The following is a 15,815-nucleotide window of genomic DNA, read 5'->3' as shown; positions in this document are numbered from 1 at the left end:
CAGCGATCCGCCCATCCGGCGTAAGCGCTCGCGCCCGTCTGCCGCCGGCTCTTCCATCCCGTTTGTCGGGAGAAACGGTTGCCGCACCGCCCGCGACCTCGCCGCCTCACTGATCGTCACGACAGTATATAGTCCCCCCGATACCGCATCGCAGCGTCGTGCGTTCCAAATTCCCGCTCGCTTGTGAGAAATTTTCGCGCTGGGTACGCTGCAAAGGTGGGTTGGGTCTCCACGGCGATCGTCATGTATCCGGATTGCCCCGCCTATTCGGCCGCCTCCGCCCGCGGCGCTTCCGCCGATTTCGGAACATAGTTCAGCACCGGCGCCAGCCAGCGCTCGACCTCGCCGACGGCCATCCCTTTGCGACGGGCGTAGTCCTCGACCTGATCGCGCTCGACCTTGGCGACCCCGAAATAATACGAGTCGGGATGCCCGATATAAAGGCCAGATACCGACGACCCCGGCCACATGGCGTAGCTTTCCGTCAGCTTCACCCCGATCTTCGCTTCCGCTTCGAGCAGCTGGAACAAAGTCGCCTTCTCGGTATGATCGGGCTGGGCGGGATAGCCAGGCGCCGGCCGGATGCCTGCATAGGGCTCGCCAGCCAGCGCGTCCGGCGAAAAGGTCTCGTCGGGCGAAGTGCCCCAGAACTCCCGGCGCACCCGCTCGTGCATCAGTTCCGCGAAGGCCTCGGCGAAACGGTCGGAGAGCGACTTCACCATGATCGAGGCATAGTCGTCATTGGCCTTGGCGAAGCGGTTGGCGATTGCCTCCTCCCCGATCCCGGCCGTGACCACAAAGCCGCCGACATAGTCCGCCTTGCCGCTGTCCTTCGGTGCGACGAAATCCGCCAGCGCCAAATTCGGGCGATCGCCGCGCTTGGCGAGCTGCTGGCGTAAGGTGAAGAAAGTCGCGATCTCGTCCTGGCGGTCGTCGCCGGTATAGAGCCGGATATCATCGCCAACAGCATTCGCCGGCCAGAAGCCGATCACCGCCTGGGGCCGGAACCATTTCTCCGCGACGATCTGCTTGAGCATCGCCTGCGCGTCGGAAAACAGCGACCGCGCCGCCTCCCCCTGTTTCTCGTCTTCCAGGATCGCCGGATAGCGGCCCTTCAACTCCCAGGTCTGGAAGAACGGCGTCCAGTCGATATAGCGCGACAGTTCCTCCAGATCCCAGTCGTCGAAGACTTTGACGCCGGTAAAGGACGGCGCCGTCGGCTCGAACGCCGCCCAATCGGGCTGGAAGGCGTTGGCACGGGCCTTGGCAAGCGGCAGGCGCTGCTTATCGCGTTCGCCCTTCTCGTGCGCCTCGGCCACCTTGCGATATTCCGCCTGAATGCCGTCGACGAAGCCTGACTTCGCCTCCGTCGACAGAAGGTTGGAAACGACGCCCACGGCCCGCGAGGCGTCGTTGACGTGGACCGTCTGGCCGCGGTGGTAGCGCGGATCGATCTTCACCGCCGTGTGCACGCGGCTTGTCGTCGCGCCGCCGATCAAGAGCGGAATGTCGAAGCCCTCGCGCTCCATCTCGGAGGCGACATGCGCCATTTCGTCGAGCGATGGCGTGATCAGGCCGGACAGGCCGATGATGTCGACCTCTTCCCGACGCGCGGTCTCGAGGATCTTCGCCGAGGGCACCATGACGCCGAGATCGATGACCTCGTAATTGTTGCAGGCGAGGACGACGCCGACGATGTTCTTGCCGATGTCGTGGACATCGCCCTTGACCGTCGCCATCAATATCTTGCCAGCGTTCTTCCGCCCCTCGCCGCCGTTCAGCCGCTTCTCCTCCTCCATGTAAGGCAGCAGAAGCGCCACCGCCTGCTTCATGACGCGCGCCGACTTGACCACCTGCGGCAGGAACATCTTGCCGGCGCCGAACAGGTCGCCGACGATGTTCATGCCGTCCATCAGCGGCCCTTCGATGACGTGCAGCGGGCGCTCGGCGGCCTGCCGCGCCTCCTCGGTGTCGGCGTCGATATATTCGGTGATGCCGTTGACGAGAGCATGGGCGAGCCGTTCGTTCACCGGCTTCTCGCGCCAGGTCAGATCCTTCGCCTTGGCCTCCTGGCCGCCCTGCCCGCGCCAGCGTTCGGCAAGGTCCAGAAGCCGCTCGGTCCCGTCGTCGCTTCGGTTGAGCACGACGTCCTCGCACGCCTCGCGCAGTTCCGGATCGATGGAGTCATAGACCGCCAGCTGCCCCGCATTGACGATGCCCATGTCCATCCCCGCCTGGATAGCGTGGTAGAGGAACACGGCGTGCATCGCCTCGCGCACGGCTTCGTTGCCGCGGAACGAGAAGGACAGGTTCGACACGCCGCCCGAGATATGGACATGCGGCAGGGTCTCGCGAATCTGGCGCGTCGCCTCGATGAAGTCGACGCCGTAGCCATTGTGCTCCTCGATGCCCGTCGCGACCGCAAAGATGTTCGGATCGAAGACGATGTCCTCCGGCGGAAAACCGGCTTCTTCCGTCAACAGCTTGTAGGCGCGCGTACAGATCGAAACCTTGCGCTCGATCGTGTCGGCTTGGCCTTTTTCGTCGAACGCCATGACGACGACCGCCGCGCCATAGGCGCGCACCAGCCGTGCCTGTTCGAGAAACGCCGCCTCACCCTCCTTCATCGAGATCGAGTTGACCAGCGGCTTGCCCTGGACGCATTTCAGCCCCGCCTCGATCACCTCGAACTTCGAGGAATCGATCATCACCGGCACCCGCGCGATGTCCGGCTCGGCGGCGACGAGATTGAGGAACTCGATCATCGCCTGCTTGGAGTCGATCAGGCCCTCGTCCATGTTGACGTCGATGATCTGCGCGCCGTTCGCCACCTGGTCGCGGGCGACGTCGAGCGCGGCGGCGAAATCGCCGGCGGTGATCAGCTTGCGGAATTTCGCCGAGCCGGTGACGTTGGTGCGCTCGCCCACATTCACGAACGGAATTTCAGGCGTCAGCGTGAACGGCTCCAGGCCCGACAGGCGCATCAGCGGCCTGATCTTGGGAACCTGGCGCGGCTGATAGCCGGCCACCGCCTCCGCCAACGCCTTGATGTGGTCCGGCGTCGAGCCGCAGCAGCCGCCGACGACGTTGACCAGCCCCTCTGCGGCAAAGAAAGCGACCTCCTTGGCCATCGCCTCGGGGCTCTGGTCGTATTCGCCGAATTCGTTCGGCAGGCCGGCATTCGGATAGGCGCAGACGAAGGTGTCGGCGACGCCGGAAATTTCCGCCAGATGGTCGCGCATCGCCGCCGCGCCGAGCGCGCAGTTGAGCCCGATTGTGAAGGGCCTGGCGTGGCGCAGCGAGTGCCAGAAGGCCGTCGGCGTCTGGCCCGACAGCGTGCGGCCGGACAGGTCGGTGATCGTGCCGGAAATCATCAGCGGCAGGCGCACGCCCTTCTCCGCGAAGATTTCCTCGCAGGCAAAGACCGCCGCCTTGGCGTTCAGCGTGTCGAAGATCGTCTCGATGAGGATCAGATCGGCACCGCCGTCGATCAGCCCGCGCAGCTGGTCGCCGTAGGCGATCCGCAGATCGTCAAAGGAAACAGCCCGATAGCCGGGATTGTTGACATCCGGCGACATCGACGCCGTGCGGTTGGTCGGCCCGAGCGCGCCGGCGACGAAGCGGCGCTTGCCGTCGGCCTGTTCGGCGCGGATGGCGGCGCGGCGGGCAAGCCGCGCGCCGTCACGGTTCAGCTCATAGACTTCCGCCTCCATCTGATAGTCGGCCTGGGCGACGGAGGTCGACGAGAAGGTGTTGGTTTCCAGAATGTCCGCGCCGGCGATGGCGTAGGAATAATGGATCTCCTCGATCGCCTTGGGCTGCGTCAGGTTCAGAAGGTCGTTGTTGCCCTGCAGATGGCATTCGCAGGCGCCGAAGCGATGCCCGCGAAAATCATCCTCGCCGAGGCCAAGCAGCTGGATCTCGGTGCCCATGGCACCGTCGAGCACGAGAATGCGTTCGCCCGCCGCCTTGCGCAGCGCGGCAGCCGCTTCCGCAGGCGACCGGCCCTCGGTTAGCGGCCCGAAGAGTTGGTCGAATGTGTCGGTCATAGCGTCATCGATCCCGTTTCTTGCCCGCAGATCACATAAAGATATGCTTATGTCAACAAATCCTCTCGACCGTCCCGTCGCCTGGCTCACGAGGAGTTGGCGCTGGGACCATCATGAGGGAGGAGGAACGGGGGGAGGAATCTTTCTGCGGCGTCTTGCAAGAGAATATATATTCCAAGCATATTAGCGATATGACGATCGAGTGGAATCCGGGAAAGAATGCGGCGCTCAAGACCCGCTACGGCTTCGGGTTCGAGCGTGTCTTGGTGGCGCTCAGCGAAGGGGCGCTTGTCGAAAGACGCGCCCATCCAAGCCGCACGCGCTATGCGCATCAACAGCAACTGCTGGTTCTGATCGATGACTATATATGGGTAGTGCCCTTCGTGGAGCAGGACGGCGGCATCTTTCTGAAAACGATGTTTCCGAGCCGCAAGGCAACCCGTACCTTTATGGGGGAAAAATCATGAAGCGACCCGAGCCGAAGCCGATCATCAGCGACGACGAGCGCGAGGACTACGAGGCGAGCGAAAATGGCGAGTGGGTGTCGGTTGGCGATATCGAAACACAACGGGCGCTTTGGGCCGAGATTGCGCGGGCCACGCTCGACGGCAAGCGACGGCGCATTTCCATCGCCATTCCCGAACGCGATCTGGCCCGACTGAAGACCAAGGCAGCCGAAAAGGGCATGCCCTACCAGACGTTGATCAACTCGATCCTGCATGAGTATGTCGAGGGATAATCGCGAGCCGACCGCGCAAATGTGGCTCGCACGGCCTGGAATGGGTCCCGGCGCAAGGCCGGGACGACGCGTGAGAGGAAGGATGACGACGCGTGGAGAACGTCGGCATCCTCTCCGCGCTACCGCCGCTTCAAAGGCTCGCCTGCAATTCGTCCAGACTGCGCCGCGTCGTCTCGACGATCGTGTCGATGTGCCCGGCCTCGATGATCAGCGGCGGGCAGAAGGCCAAAGCATCGCCGATAGCCCGCGAGATGACGCCGTTCTTCTGCAGGATGGCGAAGGCTTGCGCCGCCATCGCGCCGGGCGGCTGCATCGCGACCTTCGCCTTTTTGTCCGTGACCAGCTCGATCGCGCCGATCAGCCCGACGCCGCGAGCCTCCCCGATCAGCGGATGATCTTCGAGCGACTTGAGGCCCGCCTGAAGGTGAACGCCCATCTCGCGGGCGTTGCCGACAAGATCGCGCTCTTCGATGATCTTGAGGTTCTCCAGCGCCACCGCCGCCGCCACCGGGTGACCGGACGCCGTATAGCCGGTACCGAGCGTGCCGATCTCGGCCGACCGGTCGGCGATCGGCCCATAGACCTTTTCGTTGATCAGCAGCGCGGAGATCGGCAGATAGGACGAGGACAGCGCCTTCGACAGCGTCATGATGTCCGGCTCGATCCCATAGGTCTGCGATCCGAACATCTGCCCCGTGCGCCCGAACCCGCAGATCACCTCGTCGGCGACCAGCAGGATATCGTGCCGCTTGAGCACAGCCTGGATTTTCTCCCAGTAGGTCGCCGGCGGCACCACGACGCCGCCCGCGCCCATCACCGGCTCGCCGATGAAGGCGGCAATCGTCTCCGGCCCCTCCGCCTGGATCATCGCTTCGAGATCCTCGGCGCAGCGTGTGGCGAAATCCTCTTCGCTCTCGCCGTCGCGGCCCTCGCGCCAGTAATGTGGGCAGGTCGTGTGCAGGACGCCTTCGATCGGCAGGTCGAAATCGCGGTGATTGTTGACGAGGCCGGTCAGGCTGGCCGAGGCCAGCGTGACGCCGTGATAGCCGCGCATCCGGCTAATGAACTTCTTCTTCTGCGGCTGACCGAGCGCGTTGGAGCGATAGCGCACCAACTTCATCATCGTGTCGTTGGCTTCGGAGCCGGAATTGGTGAAATAGGCCTTCGACATCGGCACTGGCGCCATGGCGACCAGCTTCTCGGCGAGTTCGATCGCAGGCGTATGCGATTTGTGGGTGAAGGTGTGGTAGTAGGGCAGCTTGCCCATCTGCTTCGCCGCGGCGTCGACCAGGCGCTTTTCGCCGAAACCGACGGCGACGCTCCACAGCCCCGCCATCGCCTCGATATAGCGGTTGCCGTCGGTGTCGGTGACGTAGACCCCCTCGCCCTTGTCGATCACCACCGGGCCGTTCGCTTCATGCTTACGGGCATTGGTGTAGCTGTGCAGGTGGAACGCGATGTCGCGCGCCTCGATCGAGTTCGGCTGGACGGTCATGGGGCATCACTCCGGTTGAACGATGATTTTTCGGCGCCGGCTCTCGGCACGGCGCAGGCGTGCTCGTTTGCTGTGGTGCGCCGCCACAAGGCATTTGGTCAACTGACCATACAAAAATTATCGGGCCGCCGGTCGCAGGTCGGGATATCGGTGCCCTAGCGAATAGTCAGCCTTGCGCAAGCTACAAGCGTTACCCATATAAGGATGGTGCAACGCGTCCCTGACACTCAGGTCGATGCGCCTAAGGCCTTTAGCTTCCCGTCCGACCACGGATGTACTGGCGAGTCGGGAAGCGAGGGCCGCACAGTCTCGCAAGAGACGCGGAGCCGCCGGGAGAAATCCAGGCGGCTTTTTCGTTTGTCGCGGCTCGAAGGTCAGTGGAGCTTCGCCGGGAAGTCGGCACCTTCCCCCCGGCGAAGTCGATCTCACGATCGAAGCCCGAAACGCAGCGAACCTCTACTTCTGTTCGGCGTGCGTCGCGCCGGAGCTCAGCACCGCCAGCGCAGCCTCCACCGGGCCGGCTTGCTCGAAGGTGAGGGTCACCGCAATGCTGGCGCCTTCCTCGAACGGCTCGGCGACGTCGAAAAACATCAGGTGTTCTCCTCCCGGCGCCAGCGCGATCGTCTCTCCCGCTGCGATAGCGAGGCCCTCCTCGAGGGCGCGCATCCGCATAACCTCGCCCTCCATCGCCATTTCATGCAGCTCGACCCGTCCCGCTGCGGGTGACGACACCGAGATCAGCCGGTCGGCCGTCGGTCCCTGATTGACGATCGTCAGATAGCCGCCAGCGACCTTGGCGCCCGGCAGCATGGCGCGGGCAAAGCCGCCGCTGACAACAAGAGCACCGACCGCCTCGGGTGCCGTCGACGACGTGGGCGTCGCTTCGACAAGCGTGACATCGGCATGGGCATTGGACAACGGAATGCAGGCGACAAGTGCCGCCGCCGCGAAAACGCGGATGATGAGAATAGTCATGATAATCTCCAGAAAGCAGGTGGGCGCGATTCAACGCGCGACAAAGTGCGGATCGGCTTCAGGAGATGGTGGGAGGACTTTGTCCGGCGCGCGCAAACAGTGCCAGCGGCCTGCGATCCGTCGCGACGGGGGAGCCCGGCAGATCGACGGAGGCGGTGTCGCGGGAAACGGGATGCGCCGCGAGCGGGATTCGGGCGTCGCCGGCGATCCCGGCATGGCAGCAGGCCGCCGCCAGGCACGGACAGTCGCCCATGCTGCCAGCGCCGCTCGATGAATGCCCGGCTGTCCCCTGACCCGTACAGATGATCGCGCCGGGTCCAGCGCCTTGCGCCGCCATCGCGCCCTGCGCCATCCCGCCCAAGAGCAGTTGGACGATCAACAGCAACAGCCCAAGCGCGGCAAAGCCGTGGCGCTCGTGCCGCATGACTCTCATCGGACCGTATTGGGCTGGCCGCAGGGACATGAGTCTCGCTAACACAATCGGCCGATGAATATCCTCCGAAAACGTGAGGTGCGCGCGCTGGCTGGGAATTGCTTCGCTGTCACCATGATGTGAACAGGCTTGAGAGCGAGCGGACGAAAATTTTGCGATGCTGCGAAACATCATCACCGCACCACGCGAAGGACCAACACGATGCCAGTCCCGCCAGCCGATTTCGGACGACTGGACACGCTTTTGACCTCCGCCAACGCCGGGGACGAGAATGCGTATCGTCAGTTTCTTGAGGAGGCCGCGAAAATCTTGCGGGGATTTGCCCGACGGAAGGCGCCCGCAAGTGCCAGTGGCTTCGATCCGGAGGACCTCGTGCAGGAAATCTTGATGGCCGTTCATATCAAACGCCATACTTGGCGAGAGGGCGAACCGGTGGCTCCGTTGAGAGCGCCGGTGCAAAAATCCACCACTGAAGCGGCCGGATATCTGGCTGTTGGCCGGAGCAAAACTCCGCCAGTGATAGCCTTCGTGCCTTTGGCCGAGGGCGGGGATGAAGAGTGTGGAACTTTATGCGCGGGTAAGGCGGTCTGTTTTCATCGATGGTTTGAGCCGTCGGGAGGCCGCCCGGCTTTTCGGCATCGACCGGCGGTCGGTCGACAAGATGCTGCGGTTTTCCGTGCCGCCGGGGTATCGGCGCAGCAAGCCTGTCGTGCGACCGAAGCTCGATCCGTTCATCGTCATCATCGACCGGATCCTGGAAGACGACAGCGAGCGGCCCAAGAAGCAGCGTCACACCTCGAAGCGGATTTTCGAGCGGCTGCGCGACGAGCATGGCTTTGCCGGCGGCATCACGATCGTGAAGGACTACGTTCATGCGGCCAGGGAGCGCCAGCGCGAGATGTTCGTGCCGCTTTCCCATCCACCGGGACATGCTCAGGTCGATTTCGGCGAAGCGCTTGCCGTGATCGACGGCGTCGAACGCAAGATCCACTTCCTGGCGATGGACCTGCCACATTCGGACGGTTGTTTCGTCAAGGCTTATCCGCAGGAGACGAGCGAGGCCTTCTGCGACGGACACGTCTCGGCCTTTGCCTTCTTCGGCGGCGTTCCGATTTCCATCCTCTACGACAACACCAAAATCGCCGTCGCCCGCATTCTGGGAGACGGCACCCGCAAGCGCACCCGGGTGTTCTCCGAGCTTGTCTCCCATTACCTGTTTGCCGATCGCTTCGGCCGTCCCGGCAAGGGCAATGACAAGGGAAAGGTAGAGGGTCTGGTCGGCTATTGCCGCCGCAACTTCATGGTGCCGGTGCCGCGGTTTTCCAGCTTCGAGGATTTCAATCGATGGCTAGAGCAACAATGCCGACGGCGCATGGCGGACAGGTTGCGTGGGCATGGCGAGACGATCGGAGAGCGTCTCGAACGCGATCGCGCCCACTTCCAACCTCTGCCGGTTGTCGCCTACGATGCCTGCGACAAGTGCTGCGCCCGGGTTAGTTCGCTGTCGCTGGTGCGCTATCGCGGCAATGACTATTCCGTCCCCAGCGCCTATGGCCATCGCGAGGTGCTGGTGCGTGGCTATGTCCACGAGGTGGTGATTGCCTGCGGCGCGGAGATCATCGCCCGGCACCGCCGCTCCTGGGAGAAGGAAGACTTCGTCTTCGACCCGCTGCACTATCTGGCATTGCTCGAGCAGAAGACCAACGCGCTGGACCAGGCCGCCCCGCTCGTCGGCTGGGAACTGCCGGAGGCCTTCGCCACGATGCGCCGCCTTTTGGAGGCGCGGATCGGCAAGAAGGGCAAGCGCGAGTTCGTCCAGGTCCTGCGCCTGCTGGAGACCTTCGCGCTCGATGATGTCCATCATGGAATACGCAGCGCACTCGATCGTGGCACGATCGGATTCGACGCCGTCAAGCATCTCGTGCTTTGCCGGATCGAACGGCGCCCGCCGCGCCTCGACATGACGGTCTATCCCTATTTGCCGAAAGCCCGGGTCCATGCGACATCGCCGCAAAGCTACATGAGCCTGCTGGCCGGAGGCCGGTCATGAGCGACACGCCGCAACTGCTGCTGTCGCATCATCTGAAGGCCCTCAAGCTGCCGACGTTCCTGCGCGAATACGACAAGCTCGCAAGGCAGTGCGCCAGCGAAGGCGTCGATCATTCGCGCTACCTCCTGCGGCTTTGCGAGCTCGAACTGATCGACCGGGAGCGGCGCATGGTGGAGCGGCGGATCAAGGCCGCCGGTTTCCCGGCCGTCAAGAGCATCGACAGCTTCGACTTCAAGGCGATCCCGTCGCTCAACAAGATGCTGGTGCTCGAGCTGGCGCGATGCGACTACGTCAATCGCAGCGAGAACGTCATCGCTGTCGGCAATTCCGGCACCGGCAAGACGCATGTTGCGCTGGCTCTCGGACTGGCGGCTTGCCAGAAAGGTCTGTCCGTCGGCTTCACGACCGCCTCGGCGCTGGTGCACGAGCTGATCGAAGCGCGAGACGAGAAGCGTCTCCTGCGGCTGCAGAAGCAACTGGCCAAATACCAGGTGTTGATCATCGACGAGCTCGGCTACGTGCCGCTGTCGCCGACCGGAGCCGAACTGCTCTTCGAAGCCTTCTCCCAGCGTTACGAACGCGGCTCCACCATCGTCACATCCAATCTGCCTTTCGACGAATGGACGAGCGTCTTCGGGAGCGAGCGGTTGACCGGCGCGCTGCTGGACCGGCTCACGCACCATGTCCATATCCTGGAGATGAACGGCGAAAGCTACCGCCTCCGCCAGGCCGGCAAGGCCACCACGCCGCCCAAAAATGACGAACCCGACTGATCCCGCCGAAAAGCGCGAAACGTCATGAGAAGGGCCCCGATCGGGGCCCTTCTCATGACGTCACCTGGCACATATTTCCTCCGGCCAACTGGCGCATATTTGCTCCGGCGTTGACAATCAGCAGCGCGGACTTGTCCGGCACCGCGCGCATCAGCGCCTGCATCAACATGACGTCGACCATTGAGGTCTCGTCCACGACGAGCAGGTCGCACTCGAGAGGGTTGTCCGTGCCGCGTTTGAAACCGCCACCCTTGGGGTCCACCTCGAGCAGCCGGTGGATGGTCTTGGCCTCGAATCCGGTCGCCTCTGTCATCCGTTTGGCGGCGCGGCCCGTTGGCGCGCAGAGCAGCAGGCTCGTCCCCTTGGCCGCCAGGATCCGCAGGATCGAATTGACGATGGTGGTTTTGCCAACGCCGGGTCCACCGGTGATGACCATGGTCTTCGACAACAGGGCCAGTCGGATCGCTGCCACCTGCGTCTCCGCGAGCTTGAGGCAGGTCTTTTGCTCGATCCATGGCAGCGCCTTCTCCGGATCGATGTAAGGCCATGGTAGCGTTCCATTGGCCAGGCGTAGAAGTCGCTCGGCGATGACTTTCTCCGCTCGATAGAGACCGGCGAGAAAGATGCAGGCCGTCTCGCCCACGGTGTCGGCGATGACCGTGCCATCGGCGAGTTCGAGATCCATCGCGGTCTGAACCAACCCCTTGTCGACCTCGAGCAATTCGATGGCGAGCGGCACCAGTTTTTCGACAGGCAGACCGCAATGGCCCTCATCCATTGCTTCGGTCAGCGCATAGGAGATCCCGGCGCGCACCCGGATCATTGCGGTCTTTTCGATGCCGAGCTTCATGGCGATCGTGTCGGCGGTCTTGAATCCGATGCCACGGATGTCGCGCGCAAGCCGATAAGGATTCTCGGTCATGACCTGGACGGCGTCCGCCCCATAGGTCTTGTAGATCCGCACGGCACGGGCGGTACCGACCGTGTGGCTGTGCAGGAACACCATGATCTCGCGGACGATCTTCTGCTCGGCCCATGCGTCGGTGATGCGTTTGGCGCGCACCTGGCCGATTCCCGTCACCTCACGCAACCGATCGGGCTCGGCCTCGATGACGTCGAACACTTTTTCGCCGAACGCCTTGACCATCTTTTTGGCGTAGACGGGGCCGATGCCGCGGATCATGCCGGAGCCGAGATACTTCTCGATGCCGTCGATGGACGTCGGCGCGGAGGTGCGCATGAAGCGCGCCTTGAACTGCTGGCCGTGGGTGCGGTCGTTGATCCATTCGCCGGACGCGGTGACCCACTCGCCCGCGGCGATGGTGGCGGCATGCCCCGCCACCGTGACCAGATCGCGGTGGCCGCGCGCCTAGATGCGCAGAACGCAGAAGCCGTTCTCGCCATTATGGTAGGTGACGCGCTCGACCAGACCCGCCAGCACTTCCTGGGTCGATGGTTCGGCTTGGGGTTTCATGCCGACGCCATCACCGAGAAAGCGCAGCGTTCAGGGTGGCGGCGAGTCTGACGCCGGCCGACTTGATCATTATGATGCGCTCGATATTCAAAAGCTTGTCTCTATCGTAACCACAAATCCTGGTGGGGCGCTCAGATTGTGCGACTGTCGTAAGCCCAGTGCAGCAGGGCCTGCCGCTGGCGCGGTCTGCAAAAAGGATCACCTGGCTCACAATTCTGTCTGATCTGTGCGATGTGTCGCCGAAACGCCTTCCAGCGCTTGATCTGGCGCGTGTCCTCCTCGGGTATGGAACGTGAACCGCTCCACATGCCCGGCCAGCACCTCGGATGTCGATGCATCCGGCTGGTTCATCGCAATCGCCGGGGTTCGTCAATCTCCTCGGCGTCCTGCGTAGCCTCATGCACTTCTTCGCGGATGATCTTTTCGGTGATCTCGAGCAGGTGAGCTGTCAGCGCATCGCTCAGTTCCTCGAACTCGGGCCAGAGAACGGACCGCACGAAGCTGGCGGGTGCGCGGATCATGACCGTCTGGCGGTGCATGCGCGGGTAACGGAAAGGTCGAACCCCGTATCGTCGGCACAGCGCGGTGAAGAGCTGGCGAGACCAGGGATCGGGGATCGAGAACTTGTACTCTTCGGCCTGCTCCTTGCGGCTGGCAGATTCGAATTGCCTGCGGATGCGTTCGGCAGCGGCCCCTGCGGCGGCCTTTTCGCCAGCGGTGACGGCACCGGCGTAGAGCGCTTCGATCTTGCGGAGTTTTTCCCGGAGGCGGTCTTCGGAGAGCATGACGGATCAGTGCAGCGTCGGCTTTTTGGTGGAGAGCCCCTCGACCATCTGTCGTCGGGCACGGGTGCACGCCAGCACCGTTTCATGGAGTTCTGCCTCCATGATGCGCGTGAGCTCCCGGATATGTTTGAAGGTCGTTTCCAGTTGGGTCCGGCTTTCCGCTTCGATATCCCGTGACACAAGGTCTTCCATACCAGCCATCATGGCGCGTAACTCGCCAAGGTGACCGAGTGCTTGGTGAGCCCGTTCAGGCAGGTCGATGCGATCCTGCCCATTGAACAGCCCCTCTATGAAGCCTTCCAGTTCCTGGCGGCGCAATTGTGCAACAAGCGCGAGGTTTGCCGGCGTGGGATCGAGGTTCAGCCGCGTCAGCCGGAATGGCTGGCTGCGCTTCTGGTGTCTGGTCAGGTCATTCCACAAGCCCTGCACGAGTGCGCCGATCAGCTCGTTTGCTTCATCCATGCTGTCGAACACGGGCAATTCGCCGCCCCAGAGGCTTTCGACGATCCGCAGCGGCGAAGCGGTGAGATCGGGTGTTGCGATATTGCCGAGGAAACGCGTGCGTACCTCGTGAAACGGGGTCGGGCAGCCATGTTTCTCGAGCAAGGCTCGGGTGGTCTTTTCGTCAGGGGATTTTGGTCGGTTGCGATTCTTCATGGCCCGACGATAGCGTCAGGAAGTGTTGATTGTCACCGAGATCTGACCCAGTAAAAAATTGCCGCCCCCTCCTGTGGTGTCAAACAGCATCGAATGTTNGGGGCCCTTCTCATGACGTCACCTGGCACATATTTCCTCCGGCCAACTGGCGCATATTTGCTCCGGCGTTGACACTCCGTGGTTATTCGCGATCGCCCGTTACAAGGCGATCGACGCCTATCGACGACACGGCCGCAGGGTGAACCTCGACATCGCGGACTTTACCGACAAGCTTGAGGATCCGACGACCGTTCCGAGCGCCAACAGGCTCGATGTCACCAAGGCATTGCGGCTGCTCGCAGGGCGCCAGAGAGAGGTCGTCGCCGCGCTGTCGCTCGAAGGACGTTCGGTCGGCGAAACTGCGAACCGGCTGGGCGTGACGGAGGGAGCGGTTCGGGTTGCGTTCCATCGCGGTCTGGCATCGATCGCCGCGAAATTTGGTCAGGCCTGAATATGGACACGCAATTCCTCATCGAAACGCTTGCCTCCGACCGTGATCGCAAAGCGCGCGACCGAGGCCCGTCGTGGTTGTTCCTCGCGGTTCTGGCAGCCGGAACGACCGGGGTCTTCTTCTTCGGCGCGATCGGATTGCGGCCGGACCTCTTCTATGTTTGGGAAACGGCGCGTTTCCTGTCCAAATTCGCCATCACCGGCACTCTGGCCGTCACCGCCTTCCTGGCGATGCGCGCGTCGGCGCGTCCGGGCGTGTCCATGAAACAATCTCTGGAGTGGCTGTTTCTTCCCGGCGGCCTCCTCGCGCTCTCCGTGGCGGCGGAACTGTTCGCGCTGTCCCCAGATCTTTGGGCAACCAGTCTGACCGGCATGAACTTCCTGTTCTGCGTGATCGCTATCGTTTCGCTGGGCACCCCGCTACTGCTCATGTTCCTCTGGGCGCTGCGCCGACAGGCGCCCACGCGGCCGGCTCTGGCTGGCGCGATGGCGGGTCTCGCCGCGGCGTCGATGGCCGCCTTGTTCTATACCGCCCAGTGCCCCAACGACTCGCCGTTGTTCGTAGCGGTCTGGTATTCGTTTGCTTCGCTGATCCTCGTCGCCGCCGGCGCATTCGCAGGCAACCGCGTTCTGCGCTGGTGAACCAAACCTACCCCACCGTCGAACGGGCGAGCCGAGCCCGGCCCGAATAGGCTGCCTGACGTCCTCCCCAAAATAGAATCGAACAAGTTACGCTCAAGACAAGGTGACACCCTTAGCCGTAACCTGTCGTCTTGCCTCGACGAATTCACTTCTGAAAGCAACCGCTTTCCGACTTGAATAGAGGAGGTGAATATGAAGACCGTTCTTATAGGACTGATCATCGCGACTCTAATGCTCCCAGCATCCACCGTCTTGGCCGGCGGCGGCATCATCCCCGGCTCGGAAGATGCCTACCGCAAAGCGGAAGAGAACACCCGCTATGAAACTGCCCTGGGCGTGACACACGGACCGGCGTTCATTTCCAGTGGCTTCCGCTCGTCCACCCGGTTCGGCACGCCGGTTTCGCGGCACGCGTTTGGCAACCGCGTCCGCGTCCCGGGCTCGGAGGCGACTTACCGCGATCTTCAGACCGAGAGCCGGTTGATGCTTATTCGGTCGCAATCGGCGCGCGGCTATTGATTCCGCCCACGTCAAATTTCCATGACGCGATCGGCCCGGCGATGCTGGGCCGGTTTCCGTTTCCCAACGTGGCCGAGGTCGGATTGCGCCGTGCACCGTAACGGTTACGGCTTGACGATCGTATAGCCCGCCTGGTCGAGGCGCATGAGTTCGGCGACCCCTGCCTCCACGACATCCGCGTATTCGACAATCTCCGGCCGAGCGCCTTCCGCCCGCTCCAGCGAGTCCAGCGTGTTGCCGCAGGCCGCGAAACTGACGTTGGGCATGCTCTGATCGAACGCCTTCAGGCGATCCATGACTGGGGACATTTCCGGGCGCAGCATCGGCATGCCAAGCCCGAAAACGACGATGCGAATATCGATCTCTTCCGCTTGATCCGAATAAAAGCGGGACACGTTGGCGGCGATTTCGAGGGCCGAACGCATCACGGCCTCGTCGTCAACGGACACCTGAAGGGCCAGTCTTTGCGTGGCGAAGCTGGAATCGTCTTCCGCGCCCTGAGCCTTGGCGGTCGTTGCCCAGCCGCCCGCCAGCATCGGCATCAGTGTAAGCCAGATGCCCACCGCGATAATCTTCGCGGCGGACATGAGTGCGGCGGAATGCAAGGAACGGCGACGGTGCATGGCAGAGTCCTCCGGCTGGTCGTCCTCAGCCGAGGATATCTCGCGATGACGATGTCAGCACCATCTATTGCCACACCGCGAGATATCCATGCTTGCCGCTCGAGCCCCTGCG

At 63.0% G+C, this 15,815-nt stretch carries 14 protein-coding genes and 1 pseudogene; 7 read left to right on the top strand and 8 right to left on the bottom strand.

Annotation, left to right across the window (positions count from 1 at the left end):
* Positions 1 to 263: 263 nt before the first annotated feature.
* Positions 264 to 4,049: a methionine synthase gene (gene metH / locus VSX60_RS07565; protein ID WP_327623540.1), complete on the bottom strand. Its 3,786-nt coding sequence runs from the start codon at positions 4,047 to 4,049 to the stop codon at positions 264 to 266.
* A 191-nt stretch (positions 4,050 to 4,240) separates the two neighbouring features.
* Here metH and VSX60_RS07560 point away from each other — a divergent pair, with 191 nt between their 5' ends.
* Both VSX60_RS07560 and VSX60_RS07555 read left to right on the top strand, forming a co-directional pair.
* Positions 4,241 to 4,516 carry a toxin gene (locus VSX60_RS07560; RefSeq protein ID WP_327623539.1) on the top strand — a complete coding sequence of 92 codons (276 nt, stop codon included), beginning with the start codon at positions 4,241 to 4,243 and terminating at the stop codon, positions 4,514 to 4,516.
* Entirely contained in the window at positions 4,513 to 4,788 is a 276-nt protein-coding gene (locus VSX60_RS07555; protein ID WP_327623538.1) for a CopG family antitoxin, read from the top strand. Before VSX60_RS07560 ends, VSX60_RS07555 begins: the two co-directional genes overlap by 4 nt.
* A 130-nt stretch (positions 4,789 to 4,918) precedes the next feature.
* Here the strand turns inward: VSX60_RS07555 and VSX60_RS07550 are convergent, their stop codons facing one another.
* The 3 genes from VSX60_RS07550 to VSX60_RS07540 all read right to left on the bottom strand — a co-directional run bounded on the left by VSX60_RS07550 (position 4,919) and on the right by VSX60_RS07540 (position 7,721).
* Complete coding sequence (locus VSX60_RS07550; RefSeq protein WP_327623537.1) at positions 4,919 to 6,283, bottom strand: aspartate aminotransferase family protein; 1,365 nt, start codon at positions 6,281 to 6,283, stop codon at positions 4,919 to 4,921.
* A 456-nt stretch (positions 6,284 to 6,739) separates the two neighbouring features.
* The gene (locus VSX60_RS07545) at positions 6,740 to 7,258 is read right to left on the bottom strand and encodes a copper chaperone PCu(A)C (RefSeq protein ID WP_327623536.1); all 519 of its coding nucleotides are present in this window, start codon (positions 7,256 to 7,258) and stop codon (positions 6,740 to 6,742) included.
* A gap of 58 nt (positions 7,259 to 7,316) precedes the next feature.
* The gene (locus VSX60_RS07540) at positions 7,317 to 7,721 is read right to left on the bottom strand and encodes a hypothetical protein (RefSeq protein WP_327623535.1); all 405 of its coding nucleotides are present in this window, start codon (positions 7,719 to 7,721) and stop codon (positions 7,317 to 7,319) included.
* Positions 7,722 to 8,241: 520 nt separating this feature from the next.
* On the opposite strand from VSX60_RS07540, the gene istA reads away from it, so the two are divergent.
* Entirely contained in the window at positions 8,242 to 9,741 is a 1,500-nt protein-coding gene (gene istA / locus VSX60_RS07535) for an IS21 family transposase (RefSeq protein WP_327623534.1), read from the top strand.
* Positions 9,738 to 10,514 carry an IS21-like element helper ATPase IstB gene (gene istB, locus VSX60_RS07530; RefSeq protein ID WP_327623533.1) on the top strand — a complete coding sequence of 259 codons (777 nt, stop codon included), beginning with the start codon at positions 9,738 to 9,740 and terminating at the stop codon, positions 10,512 to 10,514. Before istA ends, istB begins: the two co-directional genes overlap by 4 nt.
* A 112-nt stretch (positions 10,515 to 10,626) precedes the next feature.
* Here istB and recD2 read toward each other — a convergent pair.
* The 3 genes and pseudogenes from recD2 to VSX60_RS07515 form a co-directional block, all read right to left on the bottom strand.
* A pseudogene (gene recD2 / locus VSX60_RS07525) lies at positions 10,627 to 11,988 on the bottom strand (SF1B family DNA helicase RecD2); the annotation flags it as partial.
* A gap of 347 nt (positions 11,989 to 12,335) precedes the next feature.
* Positions 12,336 to 12,773, bottom strand: a complete 438-nt coding sequence (locus VSX60_RS07520) for a hypothetical protein (RefSeq protein ID WP_327623532.1) — start codon at positions 12,771 to 12,773, stop codon at positions 12,336 to 12,338.
* A gap of 6 nt (positions 12,774 to 12,779) precedes the next feature.
* Positions 12,780 to 13,430 carry a hypothetical protein gene (locus tag VSX60_RS07515; RefSeq protein WP_327623531.1) on the bottom strand — a complete coding sequence of 217 codons (651 nt, stop codon included), beginning with the start codon at positions 13,428 to 13,430 and terminating at the stop codon, positions 12,780 to 12,782.
* A gap of 238 nt (positions 13,431 to 13,668) precedes the next feature.
* Between VSX60_RS07515 and VSX60_RS07510 the strand changes: the two genes are divergently transcribed.
* From VSX60_RS07510 to VSX60_RS07500, 3 genes are all read left to right on the top strand, one after another.
* Complete coding sequence (locus VSX60_RS07510) at positions 13,669 to 13,920, top strand: sigma factor-like helix-turn-helix DNA-binding protein (protein WP_327623530.1); 252 nt, start codon at positions 13,669 to 13,671, stop codon at positions 13,918 to 13,920.
* Positions 13,921 to 13,922: 2 nt separating this feature from the next.
* The gene (locus VSX60_RS07505; protein ID WP_327623529.1) at positions 13,923 to 14,561 is read left to right on the top strand and encodes an NrsF family protein; all 639 of its coding nucleotides are present in this window, start codon (positions 13,923 to 13,925) and stop codon (positions 14,559 to 14,561) included.
* A 192-nt stretch (positions 14,562 to 14,753) separates the two neighbouring features.
* On the top strand, positions 14,754 to 15,080 hold the full coding sequence (locus tag VSX60_RS07500) for a hypothetical protein (protein WP_327623528.1): 327 nt from the start codon (positions 14,754 to 14,756) through the stop codon (positions 15,078 to 15,080).
* A gap of 104 nt (positions 15,081 to 15,184) precedes the next feature.
* Here the strand turns inward: VSX60_RS07500 and VSX60_RS07495 are convergent, their stop codons facing one another.
* Complete coding sequence (locus VSX60_RS07495) at positions 15,185 to 15,667, bottom strand: DsrE family protein (protein WP_327623527.1); 483 nt, start codon at positions 15,665 to 15,667, stop codon at positions 15,185 to 15,187.
* Positions 15,668 to 15,815 lie beyond the last annotated feature (148 nt).

It is taken from the genome of Aurantimonas sp. A3-2-R12, from assembly GCF_036016755.1.
Lineage (GTDB): Bacteria > Pseudomonadota > Alphaproteobacteria > Rhizobiales > Rhizobiaceae > Aurantimonas > Aurantimonas coralicida_A.
The sequence above is the reverse complement of the archived record's forward strand: the minus strand, read 5'-3'. Positions and strand labels throughout refer to the sequence as shown.